Origin of the sequence: Paraburkholderia sp. HC6.4b (assembly GCF_014200875.1) — a bacterium.
GTDB classification, from domain to species: Bacteria; Pseudomonadota; Gammaproteobacteria; order Burkholderiales; family Burkholderiaceae; genus Paraburkholderia; species Paraburkholderia tuberum.
This window is the reverse complement of the sequence record NZ_JACHDC010000005.1, coordinates 413,385-424,038: the sequence shown is the minus strand read 5'-3', so window position 1 is coordinate 424,038 and position 10,654 is coordinate 413,385. Positions and strand designations below refer to the sequence as shown.

Below are 10,654 nucleotides of genomic sequence, written 5' to 3'. Positions count from 1 at the left end.
CCTTGAATGTCTTTCCGTAACGCGCCAACTTGTTCTCTCTTTATCGCCCCCAGATTCCAATTTTATCCAGGCGACAACCATTGTGACGCGGGGGGGGCAGCCGGGGATGTAGAACAGTGCAACCGCGTCCGCATGGATGTCTTCGATCGCAACCCATACGCCTGCCATCGAACAGGCGGGCTCGGGCCGAAAGAGGATTGCATCAATATGTGCTTCCTGCTGCGTGCCCTTTTCGAACTGCAAGGATCCCATCAGAAGGGGATCATCGTTGAACGCCCAGCGAAGGAAACTATGTATGCGGGGTGACGATGCGAGACGCAGCAAATCGGGTTCCGTTTGATGAAGCTGCCCGATTCTGTCTCCATATCCTTGATCGTTGTTTCGATCATCGACTTCGCCACGAGCCCTTAAGATGATGGCGTTGTAATGATCGCTCTCAGGTTGCAGGAAAATGCCTCGAAGTACAGCGAACCCGTCTCGAAGCCGTGCTCTTTCTTCTGTGCTGCCTATGAATATTTCGATTGCGTGCGTCAAACCGCCGGGCCCGGTCGGATGGCGTTTTGCGACGCTGTTGTCCATTGTCATCCTCGCTATTCAGAGGTGTCTTTTACCGAGGCCGCCAAAGCGGCCCCATGGTATGCACATACTGCCTCATAGAACATGGGGGATGGGTCGCGCTTTACACGGTTACGAAGAAGGCGCCCGGTATCTAACTGCCACATAGAAACGCGTTACTTTGCTTCCCTTGCATACAGTCGTCGCTGTATGGGCTGAGCGGACGCTGTCGCTGGTTTGATTGAGCGTGCTTCAGCGCATGCGCATTCCGGCCGTGATGGAAGGGTGTGGCTCACGGACCCGCATCAGTTACACCTTAACTTTAGCTTCATACGGGCGACCGCAGGAGTCGCGTGCATACGGCTCGCAGAGCGGCCTTGAATCTCGCCGGCTCCTGAGTGAGCCGACTAACAAACTTCGGCGGATGGGAAACCTCAGACGCCATCCGCTGCCAGCTCGCGACGATCTTTTCAGTGTTGGTTTCAGGTCGTAGCGACACAAAAAATTCAATTGTGTTGACTTCAGTGTCAAAGAATCGATCGCATGCAAACTCGACCAGTCCGAGCGAGGACAACTGTGCCATAAGGTTCGCGAATGAACGGGGCGTGAATACCCAGCAATGCGCATCATGGTACGTGCCGTTCTCAGCCGCGTCCCTCGCCATCGCCATCGCCGGTTCGAACGTGTTGGGACGCTTGACGTTGCTTTCATTTAGCTCGCCTCGCCATGCCGCTAAAGGATCAACTTGGGTCGCGTTCAGATAGTAGTCGAGGATCGCATGGGGCTTGGGCACGCGGGCCAACGAGATGTACGAATCAAGAACGTCGCTGAGCTCGGTTTCTCGTCGCAGAAGATCGAATGTAAAGCGTTTGTCCGGAATAGCGAGCCGTACCTGTCCGTTGGACTTGAGCGCAGACCGAAGTTCACGTAACCACGTGACCAGGTCGGGGACATGCTCGATCACATGAGACGCGACGATGAAATCTACCGGTCGCTTCAATGTCTCCGATAGGGTTTGCTGCCCCCATATGGCATCCGTTTCGACGATCCTGTCGACGTCGACGGATGGATTCCCGGTGTAGTGCTTTCGTAGGCTCGCCGCGTCGGTGTAGTCGACGTAAATAATGTCGCATTCCTCTTTGGTGATCAGAGGATTACATAGCGCACCGATTTCGGCGCCGACTGACGAAGACAGGTCTATGCCGGAGACCATCTTTTCTCTACGGTCCAAAGGCATCCTCCTATACGGGAATTAGCTTGCACCAGGAAAGAATCTGTAAGACTACACGGGATTTACGTACTACGCCACGAGGGAATCAGGTGCCACCAGGGCTTCCGCATGAAGGCCCCCATGAATCAAGGCTGAGAGCAGAAAAGGTTGTTGTAAACATTTGCTGGCTCAGGTTTACTCTCGATTTTTGCCGGACGAGAGATGCCACCGATCATGGATGCGTTTGCCGAACTGCGGGACCCGCGCTGCCGCGCCTGTCGTTATCCGTTGCAGGAAATCCTGTTTGCCGCCCTGTGCGCGGTGCTATGCGGCGTGGAGGACTGGGAGACGATGACGCTGTGGGGCCGCACGCAAATGAGCTGGCTGCGTACTCACTTGCGCTATGAGAACGGCATCCCGTCGCCCGATACGTTTCGCCGGGTATTCGGCGCGCTCAGTGCCAAAGCCTTTGAGCGCTGCTTCATCGACTGGGTCGGGCAGCTGTGCCCGGCGCTGGCCGGCCAGCATGTGGCGATTGACGGCAAGGCGGTGCTCGGCAATCGCAGCGGCACGCGTGCGGCGCTGCATCTGGTGTCGGCATGGTGCTCGAACAACGGCCTGAGCCTCGGGCAGGTGGGTACGGCCGACAAGAGCAACGAGATCACGGCGATCCCGGAGCTGCTGGCCGCGCTCGATCTGCAGGGTGCGACGGTGACGATCGATGCGATGGGCACACAGCACGAGATTGCTCGAACGATCGTCGAGGCCGGGGCCGACTATGTTCTGACGGTGAAGGACAACCAGCCGCGCCTGGCCGAAGGCGTGCGCCAGTGGTTTGCGGCCGCGCAGGACGGCAAGCTCGAAGGCTCGTACTGGGAGCACACCGAACATGACAAGGGCCACGGGCGGCTGGAGACCCGGGTTTGCCGGGTCAGCGATGATGTCGCCTGGCTTGCCGGTGCAGGGCACCACTGGACGGGTATCCAGCGCCTGGTGATGCTGGAGCGCACGCGCCAGATCGGAGAGAAGGTGACGACCGAGCGCTGCTACTACATCAGCTCGAAAGCCGTGAAAGCGGCCCAGATGGCTCAGATCATCCGTGCCCACTGGGGGATCGAAAATCAACTGCACTGGGTGCTGGATGTGTCTTGGGGCGAGGATGCCAGCCTGATCCGCGACACGGTGGCCGCCCGCAACATGGCAACGCTACGCAAGATCACACTCAACCTCGCCCGGTTGACTCAGAACCGGCAACCGAAAAAGGTGAGTCTGAAAAATATCCGTAACCTCGCTGCATGGGATACCGCTATGCGGGACTCCGTCCTCGGCCTTGCCTGATACGGGCCTTCATGCGGAAGCCCTGCAGGTGCCACTGGTCATGGTGAGATTGTGCGTAGCTCATGTGAAACTGGTCGAGCAAAGGTCTGGTGTATATCTGGCTATAGTCCCGACGTTCGTCGGGGGGTGTCCGCGCCGACTGAATTTTGAGCCACCGCGCCGATTGAATTCTGAGCCGGGGTGGAGACCGGTCTGAAGAAGGACCGGTTGTGGATAAGTGTATGGGTTTGCGGGGTCGTTGTCCTCCTTCGTATGAGGGTGCGTTGCGCAGGGGAAGCTGCGAAGGGCGTAGCCCGTAGCAGCTTCCCCTGCGCGGCGACCGACGTCACGCGGATTCGGAAGCGCTAGCGGCCTCGCCTTTGCGCGCCGCTTCACGCGACCGGATGTGTTTCTTTGCACTGGCGCTGCTATGCCGGAAGCGGTAGCTTTCGTTGCCGGTCTCCATGATGTGGCAGTGGTGCGTCAGCCGATCCAGCAATGCGGTGGTCATCTTCGCGTCGCCGAACACGCTGGACCATTCGGCGAAGTCCAGATCCGTCGTGACGGCGACGCTCGTGTGCTCATACAGGCGGCTCAGAAGGTGGAACAGCAGTGCCCCGCCGGCCTGGCTGGAGGGCAAATATCCGAGTTCATCCAGAATGACCAGGTCGAGGCGCAGCAAGCTCGCCGCGATCCTCCCGGCGCGTCCCTGCGCCTTCTCCTGCTCCAGTGCGTTGGCCAGATCCACGGTCGAGTAGAAGCGCACCCGCTTGCCGTGGTGCATGATGCCGGACACGCCGATGGCGGTCGCCAGATGCGTCTTGCCCGAGCCCGGCCCGCCGACCAGAACCAGATTGTGCGCACCCTCGGTGAACGTCATGCCGGCCAGTTGCGTGACCAGCTGGCGGTTGACCGGCGAGCCATCGAAGTCGAAGCCGGCGATGTCGCGATGCACCGGGAACTTCGCCGCGTTCATCTGGTGGCTGACCGAACGCACGGCCCGATCGGCACTCTCTGCCTGCAGCAGCCGTTCAAGCAGCCACTGCGAAGACGCTACCTCGACGTTCCGCTGTTCGAGCAGTTCGGCCCAGCCGGCAGCCATCCCGTGCAGCCGTAACTGTTTGAGTTCGACGATCAGATCACGCATGACCGGCCTCCGGCTGTTGCAGCGCCGGGCGCAGCCCGTCGTAGCGTGATGTGTTGGCCAGCGGCGGTGTCGTCAGTTGTAGCGCCGTATCGATCTTCGGCGGCGTCTGCACACTTCGCATGCGCGACAGCACGTTCACCACATGCTCGACGCTGACGCGCCCGGAGGGCGGCGCCTGCTCAAGTGCCAGCTCGACTGCAATCAGCACGGCGTCCAGGCCGCTTTTCGGCACAAGCGCCAGAACCTTCGCCATCACGCGTTCGCCACCCGTCTCGCGCAGGAGCGCCCGGCGCAGGCGTTGCAGCGGCTCGGGCATATCCAGAAACGGCGCACCGTTGCGCAGTGCGCCGGGCTTGCGCTGGATCAGCGGGATGTGATGCTGCCAGTCATAGCGCACCAGACCTTCGTCGGCCAGCCGGTCGTGTTCGGCCACCACGGCGTCATCGCCCACCACAACGACGCGGTCCGGATAGAGCCGCGTGCTGAGCATCTGGCCTTCAAATTCGCTTGGTACCGAGTAGCGGTTGCGTCCGATTACCACGAGGCAGGTCGACGACACCCGAGCCGCGCGTTCTACGTAACCATCAAACGGTGTTGGCATCGGCATCAGATGGGCGCGCTCCTGCTCGAATACGTCGGCAACGCTCAGGTCACGATAGTCCGGATGCTTCACCTGCTCCCACAACGACCGGCACCGGCTCGCCAGCCATGCATTCAGATCGGCGAAACTGCCGAATCGCTGCTCGCGCGCTTCAATCCAGATACGCCGGCGGCTGTCCTGCAGGTTCTTCTCGACGACGCCTTTCTCCCAGCCGCTGGCCACATTGCAGAAGTCCGCGTCAAACAGGTAGTGCGCGCACGTCACCGCAAAGCGCGAATTCACGGTGCGGCCCTTGCCTTTGTGGACCTTGTCGACCGCCGTCTTCATGTTGTCGTAGATGCCGCGACGGGCCACCCCGCCGAAGGCCGTGAACGAGCGCGTATGGGCGTCGAACAGCATCTCGTGACCTTGGCTCGGGTAGGCCACGAGCCAGAACGCCCGCGACGCGCACAGCTTCATGTGCGACACCTGCAGCTTGCGGTAAATGCCGCCGACAACCAGTCCTTCCTCGGACCAGTCAAACTGGAACGCTTCGCCCAGTTCGAATTGCAACGGCACAAACGCCGACTTCGAAACCGCCTTGCCTTCGCTTTGCCGCCGGGCCCGGATGAAGTCGGTCACCCGCGAATACCAGCCATCGTAGCCGCTCGCCTTGATCTCATGGAACAGCATCCAGGCGGTGCGCCGCTCTTTCTTCGGCCGCCGTGCGTCCACACCGAGCGCCTACACCAGCGCCTCATGAAACGGCGTCAGCCGGGTCGACTGCGAGCGCCGCTGATACTTCGGTTCTTCCTGAACCTCCATGTTCAGGTATTTGCTAATCGTGTTGCGCGACAGGCTTGTGAGACGCGCTATCTCGCGTACCGACTTGTTCTGGCGGTGGAACATCCGCCGCACCTTGCCAATCATCGTCATCGGGATCATCCCCTAATACCCTGCCTGAAAAACTAGCAGGATAGGTTGATTGCCCGGCTCAATTTTCGGTCGGCGTAAACACACTGACTATCCGACCATGTTTTTATAGCTCTTGCATCGGCAATTGTTAGCTCACTCTATATTTCCCAGGCTGCGATATCGAGTCTTATGCAGGACGCGGAACTTTCTTTGTATTGTAAAATCGTCGGGCGTGTTCTTGGTCGCGCGCGGGCGGGGAGTTAGTCCGCAGGGTATAGTGCGCCTCGACGAACCAGTAACCCGGATACAGGACACCCCCTATGAAAATCATCGTAACTGGAGCCACTGGTTTTGTCGGCCGGCATCTCGTGCCCGAATTGCTTTCCCGTGGCCACCAAATTGTCGCAGTCGTGCGGGAGATTTCAAAAGCGCACAGTTTTCAGTGGTCCAGTGAGGTTCGCATCGTCGCCTGCGACATTGGCTGTTTAGGGCCCAATTTCTTTGATTTGTTAGGGAATCAAGATGCTGTCATCCATCTTGCGTGGCCCGGGCTTCCGAACTATCAGGCGCTGTTTCACTTCGAAGAGAATCTGCTCGCCGCTTATCAGTTCCTCAAGCAGTGTGTAATGGCGGGTGTTTCGCAAGTCCTCGTGACCGGGACATGCTTTGAATATGGGATGCGAGACGGGCTTCTCTCGGAGGCGCTAGAGTCCCAGCCCGCGAATGCATACTCGCTTGCGAAAGATACACTTCGCAAATTTCTCGAGAACTGGCGTCAGCAGCAGTCATTCACCCTGCAATGGGCACGACTGTTCTACATGTACGGCGAGGGACAAAACCCGCATAGTGTGCTTGCACAGCTTGATCGCGCGATTGACGACGGCGATGCCGTTTTCAATATGTCGGGGGGCGAGCAGTTGCGGGACTACCTGCCGGTGGCGCAAGTCGCTCAGCGCTTGGCCTTATTGATCGAGCATCCTGAACTGAGTGGCATAACGAACATCTGTAGCGGCGTGCCGATCTCCGTGCGTCGGCTCGTGGAGCGAAGAATTGCCGAGCGGAACGCGCGAATTGCACTCAACCTCGGGCATTATCCCTATCCCAGCCATGAACCCATGGCGTTTTGGGGAGATCCACACCGACTTCAGTTGGTCGCTGCTGGGCTTTGACCTGGTAGAGAGGCGTTGGAGTCGTGCCGGACGTACGACGCGTCCGCCGGCACGGGATGTGGTAGCTCGGTTCGGCGGTATCAAGCAACGCGCATCGCCGGGACCGCGGTGGCAAATCGCCCCCCCCATTCTCCTATGTAGGCATGCTGATCGGTGATCTCGTGGAGAATGTTCCAAGGCAGTACGAGAACGATATCCGGACGGTGTTCGCGGAGTGCGTCTGTCGGAAGAATGGGGATGTGGCTTCCTGGCAGATACTTCCCTTGCTTCGACGGCGCCGCATCGCACACATACGGTAGCAGATCCGGCTTCACCCCTGCATAGTTGAGAAGCGTGTTGCCCTTGGCGGCCGCACCATACGCAGCAACTTTTTTTCCGAGTGTCTTCTGTTCGAGCAGGAACTTGAGGAGGTCGTTCTTGACCTGATCGGCTCGCGACTGGAAGTTGCTATATGTCGAAAGCTCCGTGAGTCCAAAATTAACCTCTTCGTCCAGCACTCTGGCTACCGACCGATGATCTCCGCGTTGATCATCGTGGTGGCACCCGTACACCCGGAGGCTGCCGCCATGCGTCGAAAGCTCATCCACTTGCCACACGCGCAGGCCTGCGCGGGCAAAGATCTTCACTACGGTTTGAAGCGACAGATAGGAGAAATGTTCGTGGTACACGGTGTCGAACTGCACATGCTCGATCAATCGCATCAAATGCGGGAACTCCAATGTAATCGTGCCATGCGGCTTCAGCGCTGCTTTCAAACCCGCGGTGAAGTCATTGATGTCGGGAACATGCGCGAAAACATTATTACCTGCGATGATGTCCGCCTGTTTGTCTTCTGCGGCGAGTTTCTCCGCGAGTGTTTGACCAAAAAACTCACGCAGCACCGGAATGCCGAGACGTTCAGCTGCTTCTGCCGTGCTTGCAGTCGGTTCGATACCCAAACAGGGAATACCCAATTCAACGAAATTCTTGAGCAAATAGCCATCATTCGATGCTATTTCGATAACAAGACTGTCGCGTCCGAGGCAGAAACGCTGAGTCACCATTTCGCAGTAGGTTTTCGCATGCGCGAGCCAACTCTGGGAGACCGACGAGAAATACGCGTAGTCCGAGCTGAACAGTTCATGCGCGCGAGCATAGTCTTCGGTTTGAACAAGCCAGCAATGTTGACAGACAAAAAGCTTGAGCGGGAAGTACGTCTCCGGTTCCTTCAGGTCGCTTGCTCTCAGATAGGCATTGGATGGCGGCGCGAAACCCAAGTCGAGAAAGACGTGTTCCAGGGCGGTTTGACAGTGTCGGCAGTTCATACAGGTATTCCGCGAAACTGCGGCGTTATAAGTGGGTGTAATTGATCTCGTTGAGAGACCTCGGCGATAGGCAGCGGCCAAGTGATGCGCAGCGCCGGATCATCGTGTCGTATGCCACCTTCTGCAGAGGGCTCGTACGACGCCGTATGAAGATATAGCAACTCGCTTTCAGGCTCGATAACTTGAAACCCGTGCGCGCATCCTTCGGGAACGACAAGCATTCTTCCGTTATCAAACGAAAGCTCCTCTGCGTGCCATTGCAAAAAGGTTGGCGAGTCGGCTCGCAGATCGATGGCAACATCCCAGACCTTGCCGCGAAGGCAGCGAACCAGTTTGATTTCCGCGTGTGGTGCGCGCTGGAAATGCATGCCTCGTACCGCACCTACGCGCGTTGTCCTGGAGTGATTGATCTGTGAAATGTGGCGTCCGCTGATTGTCGATTCGAGCTCTTTGTCACAGAAAACTCTTTGAAAAATCCCGCGATGATCGGCAAAGGGCGTGGTATGCACAACCATCACGCCGGCAATGGCAGTAGGCGTGACGTTCATGCCCCGCACCACAATGTGCCGATAGCAGCGGCATCCTCAACATATTGGTCGAGTTGGCGCGCACTGACGACGTCGCCGGACGCGAGCCATGCCCGATACCAGTCGGATGTATGCCTCAATGCGTCGTCGATGCCCCACACGGATTGCCAGCCAAGCAACGTGCGCGCCTTCGTGCTATCGAGCGAGAGCAAACGCGCCTCATGCGGATGACTCTGCGTCGTCATGTGCCATTTGATCTCGGGCCACGACTCTGAAATGCGCCGCAGCACATCGGAGACCGAACGATTGCCATGGGAGTCCGGACCGAAGTTCCAGGCTTCTGCAAAGCGATTTTGTTCTGTCAGCAGTTGCTCACCGAGAAGCAAATACCCGCTCAACGATTCGAGTACATGTTGCCACGGCCGTGTTGCATTCGGCGAGCGTATTTCCAAAGAGGTGCCGTTGGCCATAGCACGGACGAGATCGGGTATTAGCCGGTCCTCTGACCAGTCGCCGCCGCCGATAACGTTACCGGCGCGTGCTGTCGCGACGAGCGGCGCTTTGGCCCTCGGTAGGAGCGACGAACGGTAACTGGCCACGACGAGCTCCGTTGCGGCCTTGGATGCGCTGTAGGGGTCGTTGCCACCGAGTCGATCACACTCGCGATAACCCCAAACCCACTCATTGTTTTCGTAGCACTTGTCCGTAGTGACGGCGACGATGGCTTTCACACTCGATGTCATGCGACATGCTTCGAGCACGTGGCACGTTCCCATCACATTGGTTGCCCAGGTTTCGACGGGGGCGGCATAAGAACGGCGCACGAGGGCTTGGGCTGCGAGGTGAAACACGATCTCAGGCTGAGTTTCCTCGACGACGCGCGCGACTGCATCTGGATCGCGTATGTCGATCCGATGGTCAATGGCATCGAGTTTTAGCAGATCCCAATGATTAGGCGTAGTCGCCGGCGCGAGCGATGCGCCTGTTACGTGCGCCCCAAGCTTCGTCAGCCAAAGCGCGAGCCAACTTCCTTTGAAGCCTGTGTGACCGGTCAGGAGTACCCGGCGATTGAGGTAGGCGCCACTGAACAGATTCACGACCAGACCCGCCACGGAGGAGTAGTCCGCCAAAATTCTTCCAGCTGGTTCTTGTCGCGCAGCGTATCCATTGCCTGCCAAAAGCCGCGGTGACGGTACGACATGAGTTGTCGTTCGGCTGCGAGCTTAGGCAGGGGCGTGGCTTCCCAACTCGTATCGTCACCATCGATGTAGTCGAAGATCTCGGGCTCCAGGACAAAGAAGCCCCCATTGATCCACGCGCCGTCACCGGCGGGCTTTTCCTGGAAGTTCAATACGGCATCGTCGTGGGTATGCAGTGCGCCGTAGCGACCCGGCGGCTGAATCGCCGTTATCGTCGCCAGCTTGCCGTGTTGTCGGTGAAACGCGACGAGACGGTGCACGTCGATGTCAGCGACACCGTCGCCATAAGTAAAGCAAAACGTTTCGCCACCTACATAGTCACGAACTCTTTTTAGGCGGCCGCCCGTCATCGTCTCCGGCCCGGTATCGATCAACGTGACTCGCCAGGGCTCGGCGTACCGCTGATGTACTTCCATGCCGCTTTGCTTGCTCATGTCGAACGTGACGTCGGACGTGTGCAAGAAATAGTTTGCAAAGTATTCCTTGATGACGTAACCCTTATACCCGAGGCAAATCACAAAGTCGTTGATCCCGTAGTGCGAGTAGATCTTCATGATGTGCCACAGAATCGGCTTGCCGCCGATCTCGATCATCGGCTTGGGCTTCAGGTGGGACTCTTCACTAATTCGGGTACCAAACCCGCCGGCAAGAATTACGGCTTTCATAGATGGCATGGAATGCAGCAGTAACTGTTTCGGGTTGTGCTGGACGACCAAGAATGCTCAGAAAGC

The 10,654-nt window shown here is 58.3% G+C and carries 9 protein-coding genes and 1 pseudogene; 2 read left to right on the top strand and 8 right to left on the bottom strand.

What is annotated here, in order from left to right; all coding sequences use genetic code 11:
* Together HDG34_RS10605 and HDG34_RS10600 are read right to left on the bottom strand one after the other, a co-directional pair.
* Positions 1–579, bottom strand: a 579-nt coding sequence (locus HDG34_RS10605) for a phytanoyl-CoA dioxygenase family protein (protein WP_184059772.1), incomplete at its 3' end; no start/stop codon positions are given.
* Positions 580–883: 304 nt separating this feature from the next.
* Complete coding sequence (locus HDG34_RS10600) at positions 884–1,786, bottom strand: class I SAM-dependent methyltransferase (RefSeq protein WP_184059770.1); 903 nt, start codon at positions 1,784–1,786, stop codon at positions 884–886.
* 201 nt (positions 1,787–1,987) lie between these two features.
* Here HDG34_RS10600 and HDG34_RS10595 point away from each other — a divergent pair, with 201 nt between their 5' ends.
* Entirely contained in the window at positions 1,988–3,103 is a 1,116-nt protein-coding gene (locus HDG34_RS10595) for an ISAs1 family transposase (RefSeq protein ID WP_184059768.1), read from the top strand.
* 325 nt (positions 3,104–3,428) lie between these two features.
* Here the strand turns inward: HDG34_RS10595 and istB are convergent, their stop codons facing one another.
* Complete coding sequence (istB, locus tag HDG34_RS10590) at positions 3,429–4,229, bottom strand: IS21-like element helper ATPase IstB (protein WP_184059766.1); 801 nt, start codon at positions 4,227–4,229, stop codon at positions 3,429–3,431.
* Positions 4,222–5,745: pseudogene (istA, locus tag HDG34_RS10585) on the bottom strand (IS21 family transposase). Before istA ends, istB begins: the two are co-directional and overlap by 8 nt.
* A 299-nt stretch (positions 5,746–6,044) precedes the next feature.
* Between istA and HDG34_RS10580 the strand changes: the two are divergent.
* Entirely contained in the window at positions 6,045–6,893 is an 849-nt protein-coding gene (locus HDG34_RS10580; protein ID WP_184059764.1) for an NAD(P)-dependent oxidoreductase, read from the top strand.
* Between the two features lie 80 nt (positions 6,894–6,973).
* On the opposite strand, the gene HDG34_RS10575 is transcribed toward HDG34_RS10580, so the two are convergent.
* Genes HDG34_RS10575 through rfbF form a run of 4 tightly spaced genes read right to left on the bottom strand, consistent with a single transcriptional unit; the run spans position 6,974 to position 10,588 of the window.
* The gene (locus tag HDG34_RS10575) at positions 6,974–8,197 is read right to left on the bottom strand and encodes a class I SAM-dependent methyltransferase (protein ID WP_184059761.1); all 1,224 of its coding nucleotides are present in this window, start codon (positions 8,195–8,197) and stop codon (positions 6,974–6,976) included.
* Positions 8,194–8,745: a dTDP-4-dehydrorhamnose 3,5-epimerase family protein gene (locus HDG34_RS10570; RefSeq protein ID WP_184059759.1), complete on the bottom strand. Its 552-nt coding sequence runs from the start codon at positions 8,743–8,745 to the stop codon at positions 8,194–8,196. Before HDG34_RS10570 ends, HDG34_RS10575 begins: the two co-directional genes overlap by 4 nt.
* The gene (gene rfbG / locus HDG34_RS10565) at positions 8,742–9,854 is read right to left on the bottom strand and encodes a CDP-glucose 4,6-dehydratase (RefSeq protein WP_260321112.1); all 1,113 of its coding nucleotides are present in this window, start codon (positions 9,852–9,854) and stop codon (positions 8,742–8,744) included. The genes HDG34_RS10570 and rfbG overlap by 4 nt, the downstream gene beginning before the upstream one ends.
* Positions 9,818–10,588, bottom strand: a complete 771-nt coding sequence (gene rfbF, locus HDG34_RS10560) for a glucose-1-phosphate cytidylyltransferase (RefSeq protein WP_184059812.1) — start codon at positions 10,586–10,588, stop codon at positions 9,818–9,820. Before rfbF ends, rfbG begins: the two co-directional genes overlap by 37 nt.
* Positions 10,589–10,654 lie beyond the last annotated feature (66 nt).